Annotated in this window: 14 protein-coding genes; 5 read left to right on the top strand and 9 right to left on the bottom strand. The window is 58.8% G+C overall.

What is annotated here, in order from left to right; all coding sequences use genetic code 11:
- From hsdR to H663_RS31560, 7 genes are all read right to left on the bottom strand, one after another.
- Positions 1-2,346, bottom strand: coding sequence for an EcoAI/FtnUII family type I restriction enzme subunit R (hsdR, locus tag H663_RS31590; protein WP_053175045.1), 2,346 nt, complete (start codon positions 2,344-2,346; stop codon positions 1-3).
- Positions 2,347-2,484: 138 nt separating this feature from the next.
- Positions 2,485-3,429 carry a DUF3800 domain-containing protein gene (locus tag H663_RS31585; protein ID WP_083451280.1) on the bottom strand — a complete coding sequence of 315 codons (945 nt, stop codon included), beginning with the start codon at positions 3,427-3,429 and terminating at the stop codon, positions 2,485-2,487.
- Between the two features lie 244 nt (positions 3,430-3,673).
- Positions 3,674-4,879: a restriction endonuclease subunit S gene (locus H663_RS31580; protein WP_083451281.1), complete on the bottom strand. Its 1,206-nt coding sequence runs from the start codon at positions 4,877-4,879 to the stop codon at positions 3,674-3,676.
- Positions 4,876-6,330 carry a class I SAM-dependent DNA methyltransferase gene (locus H663_RS31575; protein ID WP_053175050.1) on the bottom strand — a complete coding sequence of 485 codons (1,455 nt, stop codon included), beginning with the start codon at positions 6,328-6,330 and terminating at the stop codon, positions 4,876-4,878. Before H663_RS31575 ends, H663_RS31580 begins: the two co-directional genes overlap by 4 nt.
- A 95-nt stretch (positions 6,331-6,425) precedes the next feature.
- Positions 6,426-7,688: a D-alanyl-D-alanine carboxypeptidase family protein gene (locus tag H663_RS31570; RefSeq protein WP_083451366.1), complete on the bottom strand. Its 1,263-nt coding sequence runs from the start codon at positions 7,686-7,688 to the stop codon at positions 6,426-6,428.
- 445 nt (positions 7,689-8,133) lie between these two features.
- Positions 8,134-8,628: a hypothetical protein gene (locus H663_RS31565; RefSeq protein ID WP_053175052.1), complete on the bottom strand. Its 495-nt coding sequence runs from the start codon at positions 8,626-8,628 to the stop codon at positions 8,134-8,136.
- Positions 8,625-9,200 carry a DUF4377 domain-containing protein gene (locus H663_RS31560; protein WP_053175055.1) on the bottom strand — a complete coding sequence of 192 codons (576 nt, stop codon included), beginning with the start codon at positions 9,198-9,200 and terminating at the stop codon, positions 8,625-8,627. Before H663_RS31560 ends, H663_RS31565 begins: the two co-directional genes overlap by 4 nt.
- A gap of 306 nt (positions 9,201-9,506) precedes the next feature.
- Here H663_RS31560 and H663_RS31555 point away from each other — a divergent pair, with 306 nt between their 5' ends.
- Genes H663_RS31555 through H663_RS31545 form a run of 3 tightly spaced genes read left to right on the top strand, consistent with a single transcriptional unit; the run spans position 9,507 to position 13,715 of the window.
- Positions 9,507-10,166, top strand: coding sequence for an ABC transporter ATP-binding protein (locus tag H663_RS31555; RefSeq protein WP_053176846.1), 660 nt, complete (start codon positions 9,507-9,509; stop codon positions 10,164-10,166).
- A 2-nt stretch (positions 10,167-10,168) separates the two neighbouring features.
- Entirely contained in the window at positions 10,169-12,526 is a 2,358-nt protein-coding gene (locus H663_RS31550; protein ID WP_053175058.1) for an ABC transporter permease, read from the top strand.
- Positions 12,527-12,539: 13 nt separating this feature from the next.
- Positions 12,540-13,715, top strand: coding sequence for an efflux RND transporter periplasmic adaptor subunit (locus H663_RS31545; protein ID WP_116695858.1), 1,176 nt, complete (start codon positions 12,540-12,542; stop codon positions 13,713-13,715).
- 78 nt (positions 13,716-13,793) lie between these two features.
- Here H663_RS31545 and H663_RS31540 read toward each other — a convergent pair whose 3' ends face one another.
- Positions 13,794-14,357, bottom strand: a complete 564-nt coding sequence (locus tag H663_RS31540) for a DNA-3-methyladenine glycosylase I (RefSeq protein ID WP_053175064.1) — start codon at positions 14,355-14,357, stop codon at positions 13,794-13,796.
- A 298-nt stretch (positions 14,358-14,655) separates the two neighbouring features.
- Here H663_RS31540 and H663_RS31535 point away from each other — a divergent pair, with 298 nt between their 5' ends.
- Entirely contained in the window at positions 14,656-17,202 is a 2,547-nt protein-coding gene (locus H663_RS31535; RefSeq protein WP_053175067.1) for a UPF0149 family protein, read from the top strand.
- Between the two features lie 109 nt (positions 17,203-17,311).
- Positions 17,312-18,586 carry a hypothetical protein gene (locus H663_RS31530; RefSeq protein WP_053175070.1) on the top strand — a complete coding sequence of 425 codons (1,275 nt, stop codon included), beginning with the start codon at positions 17,312-17,314 and terminating at the stop codon, positions 18,584-18,586.
- 81 nt (positions 18,587-18,667) lie between these two features.
- On the opposite strand, the gene H663_RS31525 is transcribed toward H663_RS31530, so the two are convergent.
- The gene (locus tag H663_RS31525) at positions 18,668-18,901 is read right to left on the bottom strand and encodes an oxidoreductase-like domain-containing protein (RefSeq protein WP_053175073.1); all 234 of its coding nucleotides are present in this window, start codon (positions 18,899-18,901) and stop codon (positions 18,668-18,670) included.
- Between the last annotated feature and the right edge of the window lie 607 nt (positions 18,902-19,508).

Below are 19,508 nucleotides of genomic sequence, written 5' to 3'. Positions count from 1 at the left end.
CTATTTATACAAATACCGCTGCATCCCCACAAACGCCTGCCTCACCTGCACCGCATCCCCCAACTCCGCCATCGCGTCGTTCAGCGCGTTGTAGCGGAGCTTGAGCAGCGGGGTGAGTTTGTCGGCGTCGAGTTGGTCCACGCCTTGGGTCACGTACTGATCCAGAACAAACGCCAAGAAGGCTTGCTGCTTTTGGCCGTAAGTCGCCGCGTTGTGGGCCTTGGCGCGATCCGCACGGGTGGCGCGGGTTTCGGTGGGCAGGGCAAAGGCCACGTAGGCCAGCACGTCGAAGAGGTCGCTTTTTTCGGCTTCGATGATGCGTTGCATTTCGCGCAGCGGGTCGCGGCCAAAGCCTTTGTCGGCCAGGCCGCCGAGCAGCGCTTTGCGCGTGGTCGGGTCGGCCCACAGGGTGCGCAGCTCGTCTTCGTTCTTGAAGAACTCGGGCAGGGCGCCAAACAGGCTTTCCAAAAACTGCGCGGGTGACAGCGGTTTGCCGTCTGGACCCCAGTAGCTGGTGGATGTGATGTGCTGGATGGTGCGGGTTTTGCCGTCGGCCAGTTTGACCACCAGCTTGGCCGGACGGTCTTCGCCAGGCTCGCGCACCTTGGGTGGCTCGGTTGGATCTTGCGGTTGCCAGCTCGGGGGCAAAGGCTTGTCGGTCGGTGGCTCGGGTTCCACGGGTTCGCCGTCCCATTCCGGGTCGCTGAACAGGTGGTGCGCCTTCACAAAGTCGTAGATCGTGAAGTAGTCCTTGCCGTCATACAGGCGCGTGCCGCGCCCGATGATTTGCTTGAACTCGATCATCGAATTCACGGGCCGCATCAGCACGATGTTGCGCACGTTGCGGGCGTCCACGCCTGTGGAGAGTTTTTGCGACGTGGTCAGGATGGTGGGCAGCGATTTTTCGTTGTCCTGAAACTGGCTCAGGTGCTGCTCGCCCAGCTTGCCGTCGTTGGCGGTCACGCGCACGCAGTAGTCGGGCGCGGGGCTGATCTTGATCTGGTTGATCAGGTCGCGCACCAGCAGGGCGTGCTGCTGGGTGGCACAAAACACGATGGTCTTTTCGCGCTGGTCGATGCTGTCCATGAACAGCTTGACGCGGTAGGCCTCGCGCTCTTTGATCTCGATGCTGCGGTTGAAGTCTTTTTCTTCGTAGCGCTTGCCTTGCTGCACTTCGCCGTCCAGCACCATGTCGTCGGCGGTGTAGACGTAATCGTCCAGCGTGGTCACGATTTGTTTGACGCGAAACGGCGTCAAAAAGCCATCGTTGATGCCGTCCTTGAGCGAGTAGGTGTAAACCGGGTCACCAAAATAGCCATAGGTGTCGGCGTTGATCGTGCGCTTGGGCGTGGCCGTCAGGCCCAGCTGCACGGCGGGGCTGAAGTACTCCAAAATCGCCCGCCAGCTGCCTTCATCATTGGCACCGCCCCGGTGGCACTCGTCGATGATGATGAAGTCAAAAAAGTCCGGCGGGTATTCGCCAAAGTAGGGCGTATCCCCCGGCCCACTCATGAAGGTCTGAAAGATCGTGAAGAACACGCTGCCGTTCTTGGGCACGCGGCCTTTCTTCTTGATGTCGCTGGGGTCGATGCGCACCACCGCATCTTCCGGGAAGGGCGAGAACGCGGTGAACGCCTGATCGGCCAGGATGTTGCGGTCTGCCAAAAACAAAATGCGTGGGCGGCGGCTGGGCTCTGTGCCTTCTTTCCAATCCTTCAAATTCCAGCGGCTGTGAAACAGCTTCCAAGCCAGCTGAAACGCGATGAAGGTTTTGCCCGTGCCTGTGGCCAGCGTCAGCAGCACACGGTCTTTGCCATTCGCCACCGCCTCCAGCACGCGGGTGATGGCGCTCTCCTGGTAATAGCGGCCCATCCAGGTGCCGGCTTTGTCTTCGAGCGGCACGGCGGCAAAACGTTTGCGCCAAGCGGCAGCTTGCGCCTCGCTCTCGCCAAAAGCCATGTTCCACAACTCGTCGGGTGTGGGGTAGCGGGCCACTTCACCTTCGGCCCCCGTGTGCATGTCGATGCCGTAAATGCCTTGGCCGTTGGTGGCGTAGGTGTGGCGAATGGACAGTTTGGCCGCGTAGCTCTTGGCCTGGCCCACGCCCTCGGTCAGCGGCTTGGCCCAGGCTTTGGCCTCGATCACCGCCAGCTTGGTGTTGCGGTAGACCAGCACATAGTCCGCAATGTCGGCCCGCGCCCGCTTGCCCGCGCCCTGCAGGCGACCCGCCGTGATGTTGTGCTCACGCAGAACGCGGCTGCCATCCACCTGGCCCCAGCCTGCGGCGGCCAGGGCGGGGTCGATGTGTTCGGCGCGGGTTTCGGCTTCGTTTAAAGGCTTGGTCATTGACTATGAATTTATTGGTTTTGGCTGTTATTCGGCTTTGGGTCTGCTCAAGAGCTTTACCTGCAGGTCAAAGAATCCGATATACTTTCATGCAAGTGGATTGGGGGTTCCTGGTCGGCGCTACAGCCTCGGTGAGTTTCATCGGGGCTTTTCGCTTTCTAGGGGTGGATAAACCTTCAAGCCCCAATTCTCAAAGCCATTGCCCACCTGCTTTCGGCCACCGCTGCAGAAGAACTTTTTCTTCAGCACATCGAATGCACGGTTTGGCTGCTCCGGTCGGATCACGCTCAAGCCTACAGGTCGGGCCACCAGGTCGGCCAGTTGCAATCCTGCTGAGTTGGTTTGTTTGCTGGCAAATATGATGTCAAAGGGCAAACGCTTGCCCAATTTGTCCGAAGCATCGCAGACGCGTCGAAATTCCAGCTCAAGATCTTTGTCTTCTTTGTCCCCACGGCACTCCACTACGATGTGGGTCAGGGCGTCAGCCTGGTTCTTTTCCAGCATCAGTTCATAAAGCGTTTCCACGCAAAAGCCCAGCGCCAAGTGATAAGGGTTGCTGCCCACGCCGTGCTTATCCTTCAACTGGCGTTTATCAATTACTGCGCTGATCAATATGAAGTTACTGGCCTCGATGATGGAGGTCAAGCCATCCAGAAATTCACGCTTGTGCTGCTTGTTGTTGAACTTGAAGCTCCCCTTTTCCTTGCGGATCTCATGTTCGTGCAAAACGACAAGATCATGGCCAAAGTGGTTGAACTTGAACTTTTGAAGCGCGGGGACGATTTTTTCGCTGTAGTGCCCTTTGTAGAAAACACAAAAGGCCAGGGCAAAGACCGGGTAATTGGCATCCACTGTTTGCATGCCGTGATCACCACTTTCATCGACATAAACGATGAAGTTACTGTAGGGCCCGGCAGGTGTTTGGCTGGCGTGTGTTTCTTCAGTGTGGGAGTTTTCAATGTCGAACAGTGGAAACTGCTCTTGACGTAACCAGACAGTTCCACCGCTTTTCTGGACCTCCACCGCACCGCTGTCACCTTGATAAATGGCACGTTTGCTTGTGTCGGTGGTGTTGGTGGGCATGGGCGTTGGTTTATTTGAGCAATCGAATGAGTGTAGTCAGTTTGGATTCAATATTGAGAAAATTTTCCATTTTGGCGCAACTGGTGACAGATTGTCACCAGTCCAACCGTACGTTTTTTTCGTACGGTTGAACCGAGTCAGTCGGTTACAGCGGGTAACCGACTGAAACCCACTTTGTAAGCAGGTTTACCTTTGTGATAGCGCAACCGTCGACAAGATGTCGGCGGTTCATATCAACCCGTGGTCAGAGCTGCCCGCTGAAGGCTTGGTGCAGCAGGGATTTTTTGAGGTCGTCGAGGGCGGTGAGTTTTTGGCGGTAGATGGTTTCGAGGCGGCGGCATTCAGCTTCGACACTTCTCAGTGTTTCAATATAAGCCAATTGATCTTTGAGGGAAATCCTTGGTACTTGAAGATTACGCAGAACCTTGAGTGACACTGTTTTTTGTGCGGTGCCGGTAGCCCCATCTGCTGCTTGGTTAAATACCTGTGGCGATTGCAGCAGGTATTGGAGCCAAGTGCTGTCAACTTCTGCTTTGGAGCGTATCAGGCCAATGTGGCGTTGAAAGCAAAACTCTGTGTCGTCTTCCACTAAGACAGGAATGCCAAATGAGCCTGTGACCGTGTAAAGCACATCGCCGCGCATGGGCTTCTTGTTGGCTTTCAGCGCATCAAAATATTCACGAGGAACTTTGAAGGTGTCTGAAAAATCGATGGTTCTTGTCTGCTTATCGATGTTTCCAATGGTGATGAACGGTAAGCCATGTTCAACCTTGGGCGGTGGCATGTGATCGCCATCGGTGATGTCAGTGGCCAATTCACTCAAAGCGACTATTTCGCCATTCTCTTGAGCGTGGACAACGATGGCGTCGAGATGACTGTTGAAAAGCTCGCGGGCGTTTTGGAGATTCTTTTCGGCGTTGGCTTTGGCGGTGGCGATGTCGGCAAAGGCTTCGTCGAGGAGGCTGACGATGCGGCGTTGCTCTGTCACGCTGCTCGGGTATTCAATAGCGACCTGCGCGATGTCTTGTTGGTTGACGCTGGCTTGATTTACTGATTGCTTACACCTTTTTAACCAATAACCGCTTTCGAATAAAGATTTCAGATAAAGCTCTAGATAGGCTGGCAAGACTTCTTCGTTCGGTCTCATCAGCAATAAATTTACGCCATGGTAGACATCCTCATCCTCATTAAAAGTTGCAGTTTTTCCAACGTGAATTGGGCTGTTGATATGACTGAAAAGAATGTCGCCTTTTGAGAGCTTAAATTTTGCTTTGTCCGATTCACTAATTTCTGAAAACCCGACTCGATTTATGTCGAAGCTTGCCGTTGAGATTGACTCAATTCTTGAAATTTTTTGACCAGCTATATCTTTGCTTTGCTTGCAGTTAAGTCCATTTTTTAATGTGGATAGGACATTTCCAAGCGTGCTTTTTTTCCAATCTGCCTTCACGCCAACAACCCCCGAATATTCCCCAACACTTCCGCCGCCTCAGCATCCAGCGCCGCAATCTCGTCGAGGATGTCCGCCGGGCTGCGGTGCACCACTTCTTCGCCGCCGTTCGGGTTTTTCACCGACAGGTCAAACGTGTCCAGGTTCACGCTGTCGGCTGCCACGCTCCAGCTTTTTGGCGAGTCGGCTTGCGCCTTTTGAAGCTGCACAAACTCCACCAAGTCCGCGTCGTTCAGCGGGTTGGTTTTACCCATGTTGCGGCCGGGCTCCAATTGATAAAACCAAGTCTTTCGGGTGGGCTCGCCTTTGGTGAAGAACAGCACCACGGTTTTGACGCCTGCGCCCTGAAAGGTGCCACCGGGGCAGTCCAGCACGGTGTGCAGGTTGCAATCCGTCAGCAGCTGTTTGCGCAGGGCCACGCTGGCGTTGTCGGTGTTGCTGAGAAACGTGTTTTTGATGACCACCGCCGCACGGCCCCCGGCACGCAGGCTTTTGATGAAGTGCTGCATGAACAAGAAGGCGGTTTCCCCGGTTTTGATGGGGAAGTTTTGCTGCACCTCTTTGCGCTCTTTGCCGCCAAAGGGCGGGTTGGCCAGGATCACGTCGTAGCGGTCACGCTCTTGGATGTCGTTGATGTTTTCGCCCAGCGTGTTGGTGTGCACGATGTTGGGCGCTTCGATGCCGTGCAGGATCATGTTCATGATGCCGATCACGTAGGCCAGGCTCTTTTTCTCTTTGCCGTAGAAGGTGCACTTTTGCAGCGTGTCCAGGTCGTCGGCCTTGGTGGCTTTGGGGCTCAGATACGCAAAGGCTTCGCACAGAAAGCCGGCCGACCCGCAGGCAGCGTCGTAAATGCGTTCGCCAATTTGGGGCTGCATCACCTCGATCATGGCGCGAATCAGTGGGCGCGGTGTGTAGTATTCGCCGCCGTTGCGCCCGGCGTTGCCCATGTTTTTGATCTTGGCTTCGTACAGGTGCGACAGCTCGTGTTTTTGCGCTTGGCTGCCAAAGCGCAACTCATCAATGCGGTCGATCACGTCGCGCAGGTTGTAGCCGCTTTGGATTTTGTTGGTGATCTCGCCAAAGACTTCACCGATTTTGTATTCGATGGTCTGCGGCCCGCTGGCGCGTTGCTTGAAGCCCGCAAGATACGGGAACAGTTTGGCGTTGACAAAGCCCTTGAGGTCGTCGCCCGTCATGGCGGCGTTGTGGTCGATCTTGCCATCCGCAGCTTTGGGCGCAGCCCATGCGGCCCAGCGGTAGGGTTCGCTCAAGATGAATTGGTAGTCACGCCCCTCCAGCACCGCCTCGGTTGCTTTGTCGGCTTCGAGGGCGTCAAGGTACTTTAAAAACAGCAGCCAGGAGGATTGCTCGGTGTAGTCCAGCTCGCTGGTGCACCCCGCGTCTTTGTGCAGGATGTCATCGATATTTTTAAAGGTTTGTTCGAACATAGGTTTGCATTTTAGGGGGCTGAGTGGCGGCGTCAGCCCGTGAAAAAGGCACCCGAAGGTGCCTTTGCGTTGGTCTTGTTGCGGCTCAAGCCTGTTTATCGGCCCACCCACTTCATCACATGCTGCCAGCCGCGCAGCAAAAAGCCCGAGCGTTCCACCTCGGCTTGCGCCACCAGTGGGGCTTCGCCAACGGGTTTGCCGTTGGATGTGGCGATCACTTTGCCGATCACAGCGCCCTTGGCCACGGGGGCTTCCAGGCCGGGCTGGAGTTCCACGGCGGTTTGTACTTGGGTGCCGCGTGGCACGGTCAAGAGCCACGGCGCGCCCAGGCCTGCGGCCACGGTGTCGGCCTTGCCGAAGCTGACTTTGACCGTGTTGACCACGGTGCCTGGCTGAATCGGGGTGACTTTTTCGAAGCTGCTGAAGCCCCAGCCCAGAAGGGTGCGCGATTGGTCAGCACGCGCCTGGGGGCTGTTGGTGTTGAGGATGACCGAGATCAGGCGCATGTCGTTGCGCTTGGACGAGGTGACCAGGCAGTAGCCCGCTTCTGCGGTGTGGCCTGTTTTCAGGCCGTCCACGCTGGGGTCGGTGTAGAGCAGGGCGTTGCGGTTGCCTTGCTTGATGCCGTTGTACTTGAACTCGCGTTCCGCGTAGAGGGGGTAGTACTCAGAGCCGTCGCGGATGATGGCGCGTGCCAGGATGGCCAGATCTCGCGCAGACGATTTGTGGGCCGGGTCGGGCAGGCCCGTGGGGTTCACGAAGTTCGTGTGCGTCATGCCCAGGCGGCGGGCCTCGGCGTTCATCAGCTTGGCAAAGCCTGCTTCGGAGCCGGCCATGTGCTCGGCAATCGCCTTGGAGGCGTCGTTGCCCGACTGGATGATGATGCCGCGCAGGATGTCGATGACGGTGGCCTGGCTGTTGAGAGGCAGGTACATGCACGACTCGGCGCTGGTGCCCCGGCACCAGGCGTTCTCACTGACCGAGACGAGATCGGTGGGCTTGAGCTTGCCCGAGCGCAGCGCTTGCTCGATCAGGTAGCTGGTCATCATTTTGGTGAGCGATGCGGGCGGCAGCGGTTCGTCGGCGTTGGCCGAGGCGAGCACCTGGCCGGAGTCGAAGTCCATCAGCAGCCAGGCTTTGGCGGGCAGCGCAGGGGCATTGGCCGCCAAAGCGGTTTCAGCCGCCAGAGGCGGCAGTGCGTTGGCGGCTGCAGCGGCCTTTTTGTTGGAGGCGGCCTTTTGATGGGCCGCAGGCTTGGCCGCTTTGTGGGGGGCAGCGAAGGTGGCCGAGTGGGGGATCAAAGCGCCAGCAGCGATGGCGAAGAGGACAGGGAGGAGGGAGGAGGTCTTGGTTTTCATGGTGATCGCAGGCAGGGTGTCGATTGTCACCGATTGGCGATGGTGCGCCAGTGGTCTGCCGCTCAATGGGCTTAACTTGCTGGACTGAGGTCACCAGTCCGTGCTTGCCCCAAACACCCCGCCCAATACATCGCGTAGGTCGGTACTCGCAGAGTCCGACGTTATGGGTTTTGGCACTGGCCGATGTCGGGGTCTTTGACCGCCGACCTACAACATCTTTGCGCATTTATTTCGTAGGTCGGTACTCGCAGAGTCCGACGTTACAGGTTTCGGCAATGGTCCATGTCGGGGTCTTTGACCGCCGACCTACAACATATTTGCGCATTTATCTCGTAGGTCGGTACTCGCAGAGTCCGACGTGATGGGCTTTGGCACAAGCCCATGTCGGGGTCTTCGACCGCCGACCTACAACTTATTTGCGCATTGAAAACTTGACAGGGCTGAATCAATAGGCGGCCTCGGCGCGCAGTGCTACCTCTTTTTGAAGTTTGTGGTCATCTCCGATCAGCAGCAGTTGCTCAACACCCCCGTTCTTGTCAAGCAGCAAACGGGTTTGCAGTGGCGCATCTCTCTTCCAGTCGAGGACGTAGACCACGGCGTTGTGGTCTTGCTCAAAGCCCTTTTCGGTGTTGACGTCGCCCTCCATGCGCAGACCGTCCTTGACCATTCGGTAGGTCTGGAAATCGTCCCGGATTTGCAGATGCACTTGTTGGCCATCAAGCGTACCGGTGTAGACAGGCCCGGTGTAGACCGAGAATTTTTCAGCGGACTCTTCGCTTTGGTGGAGGTTGCAGGTTTGCCAGCGCTCTTCGTAGCTGCCGCCAGCGTCCAGGCAGCGGTCAACGGCGATGAATTCTTTGGCCCATGAAAAATACAGCGCCACACAAGCTGCGCCAAAGCAGATGCCGATCAGCAGCCACAGGGGTGTGCGCGGGGTCATGGCAAAACCTTCAGCAGTGTGTAGCGGGTGTTGGACGCATCGGCGGGCGGGTTTTCAATGTGGTCTTTGCGCACGCGCAATGTGTAGCGTTTGCCGGGTACGTGTGTGAACCCTGCGATGTTGCCAAACAGGGGTTCCCATTTTGGTGTTGGCTGGCCGGGAACGCGTTCGCGCACCAGGAGGCATTGCATCTCTATCAAGCCGGTGCAGGTGCGGCGATGGGGCGCCACCTCCAGCGTGATGGCACTGCTCATCCAGGGGCGCACGCATTGGTTCAGTTCTTGGTTCCATTGAAAGCCTGCAGAGCCTTTGCAGCCGTGGGCGTCCACGTCAGAGCCGACCATGGGCGAGGGCTGGGCTGTGCATTCGCCTTGAGACACCACGGTGGCTTTGGCCGCGTCCAGCAGGCAGCGGTTGGCAAATGTGCGGGGGGCGGGGTCACCCGCCACCTGACCGCACACGGGGGCGTATTCGCGGGTGCAGATTTGGGCGAAGGATGTGCCGCAATTGAGCAGGCCCATGAGGGCGATAAGGCTGACGCAGAGCGCTTTGTGGGACATAAGTTTTTTCATGGTGCTGTGTGATGGCGTTAGGTCATCCATGCAAGGGGGTGGATGGTAGCCGCTTTGAGCTGATGAGATTTTTTGCCAATGTGAAGCAGTTGACCGACACCGAATGGGGCCTGTTGCAGCATTGTCTTGATGGAAAGCGTCTGGCAGGCGTGCCCCCCAAAAAAAGACGTTACAAAAGTCGTGACTCTTTGCAACACGGAAGATGCGCCATTGAGTACCACATCGGGTCAAGCCCACAGCTCGGTTGATGTTGCCAAGGTGCAGCAGGCGGTGTTTCACCTGGATCACATTTCCAAGGTGTACCGCATGGGCGACAACGAGATCCATGCGCTGCGCGATGTGGATCTGGATTTGCAGCCAGGTGAGTTTGTGGTGTTGCTGGGCGCATCGGGCAGTGGCAAGTCCACGCTGCTGAATATTCTGGGTGGGCTGGATCGGCCCACATCGGGGCGGGTGCGCTACCGCGACCATGAATTGACTTCGGCCACGGTGGGCGAGCTGACGCAGTTTCGGCGCGAGCATGTGGGATTTGTTTTCCAGTTTTACAACCTGATCCCAAGTCTGACCGCTTTTGAAAATGTGGCCTTGGTGACCGAAATCGCCGCCAGTCCCATGGACCCTGACGAGGCCTTGGGCCTGGTGGGCATGGTGGAGCGGCGCAATCATTTCCCCTCGCAATTGTCCGGGGGCGAGCAACAGCGGGTGGCCATTGCCCGCGCCATTGTCAAGCGCCCTGATGTGCTGCTGTGTGACGAGCCCACGGGGGCACTGGACTACCCCACGGGCAAGCTGGTGCTCTCGGTCCTGCAGCACGTCAATCAAACACTGGGCACGATCACGGTGGTGATCACGCACAACGCGGCCATTGCGGCCATGGCAGACCGGGTGATCCGCATCAGCAGTGGCCGCATTGTCGAGGTTCAGCGCAATGTCACCAAGGCGTCGCCCGAGGAGATTTCGTGGTGAGCATGCTGGGCCGCATGCTCTGGCGTGACCTGTGGCATTTGCGCGGGCAATTGGTCGCAGCGGCTTTGGTGGTGGCCTGTGGCATTTCGGTGCTGCTGGCCCTCAGGGGCACTTACCAGTCACTGTTGCTGGCGCAAACCGATTACTACCAGACGCACCGTTTGGCGGATGTGTTTGCCCACCTGCGGCGTGCCCCCGATTCGCTGGCCGAGCAGATGCGCCAATGGCCTGGGGTGGCCCAGGTGCAGACGCGCCTGGTGGTCGAGGTGACGGTGGATGTGCCAGGACTGGCCGAGCCGGCTATTGCCAAGCTGGTCTCGGTGCCCAGCACGCACAGGCCTTTGCTCAATGATTTGCAGTTGGTGCGTGGCCGTTACCTGGATGCAGGGGCCTCGGATCAGGTGCTGGTCAGCGAGGTGTTTGCAACGGCCAATGGCTTGCAAGTGGCAGACAAGCTGGGCGTGTTGTTGCATGGTCGTAAAAAGGAGCTGGTGATTATGGGCATTGCCTTGTCGCCCGAGTTTGTTTATGAGGTGGGCCACGGGATGGTTTTTCCCGACAACCGGCGTTATGGGGTGATGTGGATCGCACACGAGACGCTGGCCCCGGCGTTTGACATGCAGGGGGCTTTCAACGATGTGAGTTTGTCCTTGTGGCGGGGTGCGAGCGAGCAAGCGGTGATGGCTGCGCTGGACGGCTTGCTGCTGCGTTATGGTGGCCTGAATGCCCATGGCCGCGATACGCAGCTGTCGCACCGTTTTTTGACCGACGAATTGGGTGAGCTGGGTGTCATGACCACGGCCTTGCCGAGCTTGTTTTTGGCGGTCTCGGCTTTTTTGTTGTACGTGGTGCTGTCGCGCCTGGTGGCCACACAGCGCCCGCAGATCGGCTTGCTCAAGGCTTTTGGCTTCACGGACTTTCGCGTGGGCCTGCATTACTTCCAGTTTGCTTTGGTCACGGTGGTGATCGGTTTGTTTCTGGGCGTGCCGCTGGGTTTGGTGTTGGGACAGAAGTTTGTGGACATTTACCGCGCTTTTTTCCACTTTCCGTCCTTGCGCTTTGTGGCCGATCCCGCGCTGATCGGGCTGTGTGTGGGCGTGAGCTTGTTGTCTGCGGGAGCAGGGGCCTGGCTGTCTGTGCGCAAGGCGATCTTGTTGGCACCGGCCGAGGCCATGCGGCCTCAAGCGCCTGCAAGGTATCGGGCGGGCACTTGGCTGCAGCAGCGCTGGGCCCTTGGTTTGCCCGCTTCGGTGCGCATGATTGCGCGCAATCTGGTGCGGCGCCCCTGGCGCGCCCTGGGGTCTGTGTTGGGTATTGCGTGCGCGATGGGCTTGCTTCTCATGGGCCGTTTTGCCATGGATGCGCCCAATCACATGTTGTCGGTGCAGTTCAATCAGGTGCAGCGTTACGACGTGATGGTGACCTACAACGAGGCCCTGGGCCCTCGGGCCTTGATGGCGATGGGGGGGATGGATGGGGTCATCCAGGTGGAATCCTTTCGTGCGCTGCCTGCTTGGCTGGTGCATGGCCATCGGCGCAAGCGCATCGACGTCATGGGGCTGATGCAAGGCAAGGGGCAACACCAGTTGCTGGGTGCCGATGGGCATGCTGTCGATCTGCCGCCGCAGGGTCTGGTGCTGTCGGCCAAGCTCGCCGACATTTTGGGTGTTGTGCCAGGTGATCGGCTGACCCTGGAGGCCCTGGAAGGGCGCAGGCCCGTGCTGGACATTCCGGTGGTCTCGGTGGTCGACGAGATGCTGGGGCTGGGGGCCTACATGGATGCACGGGCTTTGGCGCGCTTGCTGGGTGAAGAGAACACCAGCTCGGGTGCTTTTTTGCGCATTGAGGCCGACAAGGCGCTGCAGGTGTATGAGCGCCTCAAGCGCATGCCTGTGGTCGCGGGCATTGCCGTGGCGCACGCGGTTCAGCAAAGTGTGCGCCAGACCATGGAGCGGGCCTTCTTTTTCTTCAGCAGCATCTTGCTGGTGTTTGCCTGCGTGATCATCGCAGGCATGGTCTACAACAGCGCGCGCATTGCCTTGTCTGAGCGGGGCAACGAGTTGGCCAGTTTGTCTGTGCTGGGTTTCACCCAGCGCGAGGTGGTTTTTCTCTTGTTGGGTGAACAGCTGGTGTTGCTGCTGCTGGCCATTCCTGCAGGCTTGGCCATTGGCTACGGTTTGTGCGCGATGCTGGTGCCGATGTTTGACCGGGACATGTTTCGGGTGCCCTTGGTGCTCACGCCATGGTCCTATGCCTATGCGGTGTTGGCGGCGCTGGTGGCGTCGGCTTTATCGGGTGTGCTGGTGTCAAGGCGCATTCGGCAACTGGACCTGATCGCGGTCCTCAAAACAAGAGAGTGAAGAGGGGGTGAACATGAACTGGAAGCGGATGGGTTTGGTCTTCGCCGGTGCTGTCGCTGTGGTGGCGGTGGTGTTGGTGCTTTGGCCTGCGCCTTTGGCGGTGGATGGCGTGGCGGTGCAGACCGGGCACATGCAAGTCACGGTGGACGATCTGGGGGAGACGCGCAGCCATGATCGGTTCTTGCTGTCTGCGCCTGTGTCAGGACGCCTGGCGCGCATTGCACTGCGCGATGGCGATTGGGTGGATGAGCAACAGTTGCTTGCGCGCATTGCGCCCCTGCCTTTGTCCGAGCGCGAGCGCATCGAGTTGACGGCACGCGTGGCCTCTGCGCAAGCCCTGCAGCGTGAAGCGCAGCAGCGCGTGCGCCAGTCTGCCGATGAGCTGAGCCAGGCGCAGCGTGATTTGCAGCGCATGCAGCAGCTGCAGACACAGGGCTTCATTGCGCCGCAAGGCCTGGAGCAGGCCACCCAAAAAGAATTGTCGGCCACTTCGGCACTGCAGGCGGCGCGGTTTCGTGCCCTTGCGGCAGCGGCCGATGTCCAGGTTGCGCAAGCGGCCATGGACGCCATCCGGGCTGCACAGGCAGGCGCGCAGGGTTGGCTGGAGGTGCGTGCTCCTAGGGCCTCGCGGGTGCTGCGCATCATCGACCCCAGCGAACGGGTGGTGGCCATGGGCACACCCTTGATGAGCCTGGGCGATGTGGCTCAGCTGGAGGGCGTGGTCGAATTGCTGTCGACCGAAGCGGTCAAAGTCGCGCCCGGCATGCCGGTGCTGATCGAAGGCTGGGGTGGCCAGCAGGTTTTGCACGCCCGGGTTCGCCGGGTGGAAAACTATGCCTTCACCAAGGTGTCGGCTTTGGGCATTGAGGAAAAGCGCGTCAATGTGATCGTTGATTTGGATGACCCACCGCCAGCTTTGGGCGATGGTTTTCGATTGACGGCGCGCATTGTGGTCTGGCAGGCCGACAAAGTGCTCAAGGTGCCTGCCAGCGCCTTGTTTCGCTGCGGGCAGACCTGGTGTGTTTTTGTGATCGAAGATGGCCGGGCACGCCAGCGCCCCCTCACGCTGGATCACCGGAATTTGCAGGAAGCTGAAGTGACCGAAGGGCTTGTGCCGGGCGAGGTCGTGGTGCGTTACCCGGGCAATGAACTCCAGGATGGGGCCAGGGTTCGTTGGCGCAAATCATGATGGGCTTGGGCCTGCAAACGTGTATTGACGTTCAGCATGGCTTGTAGGCGTGATGGATGGCGTGATGTATGGCGTGATTCAAGCGCTCAGTGGCTCATGCCGGTGGCAACTGACCAAGTGGTCGTTGACCATGCCGGATGCTTGCATGAAGGCATAGCAAATGGTGGAGCCCACGAACTTGAAGCCCGCCTTGCGCAAGGCTTTGCTCATGGCGTCCGATTGCGGGGTCTGGGCGGGCACTTCGCTCAGGCTGTGGCGCTGGTGCTGCAGGGGCTGGCCATCTACAAACTCCCAGACGAAGTGGCCAAAGCTTTGGCCGCTGGCTTGCAGCGCCAAATAGGCTTGGGCGTTGCTGATGGTGGCGGCCACCTTCAGGCGGTTGCGCACAATGCCGGGGTTGGCCAGCAGTTCGGCCACTTTGTGCGCGTCGTAGCGGGCGATTTTTTCCGGGTCAAACTGGTCAAAGGCTGTGCGGTAGGTCTCGCGCTTTTTCAACACCGTGGACCAGGACAGCCCGGCCTGTGCGCCTTCGAGGTTGATCAGCTCAAACAAGGCCCGGTCATCGCGCAGGGGCACGCCCCATTCGGTGTCGTGGTAGTGGCGGTAAAGCTCAAAGCCTTCGCACCAAGGGCAGCGTTGCATACATCTCCTCAGGTTGAGGTGGAGTTTACCGGGGGTGTTTCCTGATGCTGAATACGCCTGTCAACCCCATCACTACAAGCCGAGCCAGCCCAAGCCGAGCGCACACAGCAGACTCAAAGGTAGCCGACCGATCAAGAGCCCTGATTTGATGTGTCCAGGGCGGTTGAGTTCAAAAAGCGGTGTGGCCATTACATCCGTCGTTCGTTTTGAGAGGGTGAGCTGCCGTTTACACTGCTTGCCTTTGCATCAAATTCACTTCGCATTGCGCGCAGCGCTCTTACCGAGATTGCTTTGACCCATGTTTCAAGAAAACCTCGACAACGCCATCGGCCGCATATTGGGTGGCGAGTCCCTGAATGATTTTTGTGACTGGTTTGTACAGGCTCAAATGTCGGACCTACAACCCCTGAACAAGTCATCCACGGGCGCAGACGCTGATGTGGCGCGCAGCTTGCGCCATGTGGCCCGCCAACTTTGGGGTCAACTGCCTTATCCCCCCAACCGTTGGCGCGCACGCGGCTTGCCCAAATTGGAGCGCAATGCCCCCTGTCACTGCGGCTCGGGGCGCAAATTCAAGCAGTGTTGTGCCGAGTTTGAGCACATGCCCTTTCCCCTTGAGCCCGAGTCTTTGCAAGTGCTGGCGCTGGAGGCTGCATCGCCCGAGTGGCTGACCGGTGACAAGCTCAATGAGGTGCCAGCCTGGGCCTTGGGTCATGCAGCCATGGCCTGGAACGATGCGGACGAGCAAGACCGCACGATCAGTCTTTTGGGGCCTTTGTTTGCTGACTTGAAATCGCAGAACGAGCGCCACGAAATGGCCTTTGACGCTTTTGTGGATGCTTTGCAGCAACAAGGTCAAGAGCGTGAGCGGCGCGACTTGATCGACCACATGACGCAGCACCCCAACAAGGCGCTGGCCACCGCGGCACGCACCCGGCTGGTGAGCATCCTGGCCGATGAGGGCGAGATGGACAAGGCCTGGCAGCTGTTTCAGGAAACCAGCCGCTTCAACCCCAATGACCCGCAGCTGTGGCACCTGGAGTTGAATTTACTGCTGTCTCAGGGGCGGCAGGAAGAGGCTCGTTTGCGCGCGCCCTTGCTCGCTGCCCGTGCGCGGCAGGCGGGCATGCCCGACTTGGCCGAGCTGCTGGTGGGCATGGCCGAGGAAGGCATAGGTTTCTTGCGCGATGCAGTTTTTGATGAGGTCGACGACCCCGATGAGCAGTCGCTGATCGATCTGGCGGATGCGGTGCCCGAGCAGCTGGATGCCAAAACCTTGCACAGCCTCTACAAAGTCGAAAGCTCGTCTCAGGTGGAGGATGGTGTGCGTGTGGATGTCGCCAGGGTCGAGCCTGTCCAAAAAATGGCCGATCTGAACCGCCGCTGGCAAAAAACATTTGCGGTGGGCAAACCGGAAATGACTTGGTTCAACGGTGATGTCGACCACTTGATCGAGGCCTTGCCCGAGGCTCTGGAATTTTTGCAAAAGCACCCGTACGCCTGGTTCAGTGCAGAAGTGCTGGACGATCTGTTGATGACGGCCCTGGCCTTGTGCGACGACGAATCGCCAACGCCCGTGCTTGACGCTGCACAACGCTTGGCTGACCACGCTGTGGCCGTTTTGCGCAGCCTGGCTGGAGACGCGCAGCTGCACTGGAGTGTGCCCGGGCACCGCCCTTTGCTGCGATGCCTGGCCATTGCGCTGGAGCTGGCTCAGATGCAGATCGACGAAGAATCGGCTCTTCAATGCCTGACTTTGGGCTTGGCCCTCAACCCCCACGACAACCATGGCTGGCGCACCATGCTCGCGACTTTGTGGATGGCGCAGGGCGACTACCAAGCTGCGCTGGACCTGATGGACCGTTATCCGCAGGACATGCCGCCAGCCGAGCATCGGCGTGCTTTGGCCCTGTTCAACCTGGACCGCCAGTCCGAAGCCGAGGCCGTTTTGCGCGAAGCCCACAGTGTGTATCCCCGATACTTCAAGGCCTTGCTGCCCAATGTCATGGATGCGCCGCCGTCTGAGGACGAGCGGGGGTATGTGTTGGGCGGTGACGAGGCGGCCTGGTATTTTCGGCAAGAGTGCCGTCACCTCTGGGTGAGCACTGGCGCACTGGCTTGGGCGCAAGGCCTGAAGTTGTCAAGCACCAAGCCTGCCAAGGTGACCAAACCCGCCCCCCCAAAAAAGGCTGCGAAAAAGACGGCCTCGGGTTCCATGGGCATGGATGATGTGACGCCCACTTTTGGCAGCAAACAAGAAAAGCATTTGCGCAAAATTTGCAGCGACTACCCGCGTTTGCATGGCTTTTTTCAAGCCTTGGCTTGGTCGCCCCAGTTGATCATGCCCAAAGCCTGGCTCGGCACCGTCATGGACATGCACGACCGCATGCCCAACAGCCGAACAGAAGCCACGGCCAACAAGGCCTTGCAAGATGCTCTGGAAGCCACAATGATTTTGTACAACCATCTCCAAATTCAGGTGATCGACCATTTGAGTCAGGCCACGCCTGAGCTTGACTCGGTGTTGGCCGTGGTCGGTGAAGACGAAGGCGCGGCCATGTCATGGGCAGCTGGCTTTGTGCAAGCCAGCGAAAACGCTGCAACTGCCTGGGCGCGCCATGGCCACAAAGTCATGGGGGTGACCGGCAGCTTTGGGCGTTTGCGTAGCCTGGCCGCGCGTGGTGAGGTTTTGGATGTTCGCGCGCAACTGCGCGATGAACATGGCAAGCTTGATTCGCTGGAACTGTCCGACCAGCCTGCGGCCTGGTCAGACCTGCAAGCCGCTTTGCAAGACCTTTGGCCTGTGGTCAGGCAGGCCCGCTCAGCGGGCATGAATAAGGGTTGAATGCCAACAATGCGCCTTTGGGGCATCAGAGGCTCGATCATGCACTGGCTGCTGAGTCCCATGAGTCTGGCCTAACTTCATCTCTTGACAGCATTGATTGGATAGAACCATGAGCACCTCACCCAAAACGAATGTGACCTGGAGTTTTCGCGCTCGGTTCCGGCGCGATGCTTTCGGCTGGAAAGGCTCCAAGCTGGCCAGTCAACGCATCAAAGAGGCTTTGATCGAAATCCACACCGTGGCCAGGCATGACCCCGTGCAAGGGGCCGAAGGCGCGGTGCTGCTGCTCGAAAAACTTTCTCCGGCCCTGAGTCAGATCGACAGTTCCTCGGGGGCCATTGGCAGCGCCTGCTATGGGGCCATTGAAGCACTGGTCCCCTTGATCGCGGGGGCACCCGCCAGCACCGCTTTGCGCAAAAAGTGGCTGGACCGCTTGTTTGAGGCGATTCAAGCAGACCAAGTTCCCTACATTGAAACACTTGGCGAGCATTGGGGTGAGCTGTGTGCCACGCCAGAATTGGCTTCAGAATGGGCAGACCAGCTTTTGCCCGGCCTGCGCCTGATGTTGGGGGATCGCGCCATGGGCACTTTTGCGACCTTTACGGGCACCAGCCTATGCTACAGCGCGCTGTTCACAGCGGGCCGTCACGACGAGTTGTTGCAGTTGCTGAGCCTGCACCCGCATCCGATTTGGCCCTATTTTGTTTGGGGCGCGCGGGTACTCGCGGCCAGAGGCCAAACCGACCAGGCCATAGCCTATGTGCGCGAACACGCTGGCAGCACCACAGGCTTGGTCACCATGGCCCGTTTTGCCGAAGACCTGTTGCTTCGTGCCGGTCGACGCAGCGAAGCATTTGAACAATATGCCTTGTTGGCCAATCAGAGCAACTCGAATCTGTCGACATTCAGGGCCTTGGCCAAGAAGTATCCCGAGTGGGAATCCGACAAGCTTCTGGCTTACTTGGTGGCGCTAAGTCCTTCAGAGTCGGGTAAATGGTTTGCCACGGCGAAGACCTTGAAATTGTGGGATCAGGCCATCCAATTGGCCTGGGCATCGCCTTGTGACCCGCTCACACTCACCCGTGCGGCGAGCGACCATCTGAACAAGCGTGCTGATTTTGCAATGCATTGCGCCTTGGCGGCCCTGCATTGGATGTCCATGGGGTATGGCTACGATTTAACCGCTCTGGATGCCAGACAGGCCTACCTGCTGGCCCTGGAGGCCGCTGCGTTGGCGCAGCAAAGCGAGCATGCCCAGGCGGTGATGGCGCAAATCTTGGCACAGGATCGGCCGATGTCCGCGTCGCTCAATCGCTCGCTGGGCTTGACACCTGCAGCCGGTCAATTGGGGAGCTCGGGTCCCCAAAATCCCCCTATTCATTGAGGCGCAGTGGCGCAGCTGCTTAAGCCCTGAGCCTGTCTGAGCTGCCTGGTGCCATCCGCCATCCATGTGCATTGGCGACGCTCAAGCCAGCAAGGCCCCGGCATCTTCGTACCAGAACATCAGCGCGGCGTCGTAGCTTTCCCACACACAACCATTGCAGCCTCGCCCGCAGCACGAGGTGGGCTCGGGAGGCGGCTCTCTGAAGTCGTGGCCTGCGGCTTGCAGGCGTTCCTGAAACTGCGCAATGCCCCGGCGCACCGAAGCGCGTTGGGCCTGGTTGGGGTCGATGATGGGGTGCTCTTCGTTCGAGGTCATGCCGTATTGTCGATCAGCTATTGCATGGTTTTTCGTAGGTCGGCGGTCGAAGACGCCGACTGTGGGTTTTCGTAGGTCGGTGGTCGAAGACCCCGACATGGGCCTGCTGAAGCCCGTAATGGTTGAATCAAGATAGCGCCCAAGCTCGCAAACGTCGGACTCTTCGAGTACCGACCTACAGGGCAAGGCCTGTGGGTTTTCGTATGTTGGCGGTCGAAGACCCCGCCTGTGGGTTTTCGTAGGTCGGTGGTCGAAGACCCCGACATGAGCCTGCTGAAGCCCGCAATGGTTGAATCAAGATAGCGCCCAAGCTCGCAAACGTCGGACTCTTCGAGTACCGACCTACAGGGCAAGGCCTGTGGGTTTTCGTATGTTGGCGGTCAAAGACGCCGACTGTGGGTTTTCGTAGGTCGGTGGTCGAAGACCCCGACATGGGCCTGCTGAAGCCCGCAATGGTTGAATCAAGATAGCGCCCAAGCTCTCAAACGTCGGACTCTTCGAGTACCGACCTACAGGGCAAGGCCTGTGGGTTTTCGTATGTTGGCGGTCAAAGACGCCGACTGTGGGTTTTCGTAGGTCGGTGGTCGAAGACCCCGACATGGGCCTG

It is taken from the genome of Limnohabitans planktonicus II-D5 (genome assembly GCF_001270065.2).
Lineage (GTDB): Bacteria > Pseudomonadota > Gammaproteobacteria > Burkholderiales > Burkholderiaceae_C > Limnohabitans_A > Limnohabitans_A planktonicus.
The sequence above is the reverse complement of the archived record's forward strand: the minus strand, read 5'-3'. Positions and strand labels throughout refer to the sequence as shown.

Bases quoted from the DNA above. Each gene is read 5' to 3' on its own strand.
- hsdR (WP_053175045.1), bottom strand. From the start codon at position 2,346: ATGACCAAGCCTTTAAACGAAGCCGAAACCCGCGCCGAACACATCGAC.
- H663_RS31585 (WP_083451280.1), bottom strand. From the start codon at position 3,429: ATGCCCACCAACACCACCGACACAAGCAAACGTGCCATTTATCAAGGT.
- H663_RS31575 (WP_053175050.1), bottom strand. From the start codon at position 6,330: ATGTTCGAACAAACCTTTAAAAATATCGATGACATCCTGCACAAAGAC.
- H663_RS31570 (WP_083451366.1), bottom strand. From the start codon at position 7,688: ATGAAAACCAAGACCTCCTCCCTCCTCCCTGTCCTCTTCGCCATCGCT.
- H663_RS31565 (WP_053175052.1), bottom strand. From the start codon at position 8,628: ATGACCCCGCGCACACCCCTGTGGCTGCTGATCGGCATCTGCTTTGGC.
- H663_RS31560 (WP_053175055.1), bottom strand. From the start codon at position 9,200: ATGAAAAAACTTATGTCCCACAAAGCGCTCTGCGTCAGCCTTATCGCC.
- H663_RS31555 (WP_053176846.1), top strand. From the start codon at position 9,507: ATGGGCGACAACGAGATCCATGCGCTGCGCGATGTGGATCTGGATTTG.
- H663_RS31550 (WP_053175058.1), top strand. From the start codon at position 10,169: ATGCTGGGCCGCATGCTCTGGCGTGACCTGTGGCATTTGCGCGGGCAA.
- H663_RS31545 (WP_116695858.1), top strand. From the start codon at position 12,540: ATGAACTGGAAGCGGATGGGTTTGGTCTTCGCCGGTGCTGTCGCTGTG.
- H663_RS31540 (WP_053175064.1), bottom strand. From the start codon at position 14,357: ATGCAACGCTGCCCTTGGTGCGAAGGCTTTGAGCTTTACCGCCACTAC.
- H663_RS31535 (WP_053175067.1), top strand. From the start codon at position 14,656: ATGTTTCAAGAAAACCTCGACAACGCCATCGGCCGCATATTGGGTGGC.
- H663_RS31530 (WP_053175070.1), top strand. From the start codon at position 17,312: ATGAGCACCTCACCCAAAACGAATGTGACCTGGAGTTTTCGCGCTCGG.
- H663_RS31525 (WP_053175073.1), bottom strand. From the start codon at position 18,901: ATGACCTCGAACGAAGAGCACCCCATCATCGACCCCAACCAGGCCCAA.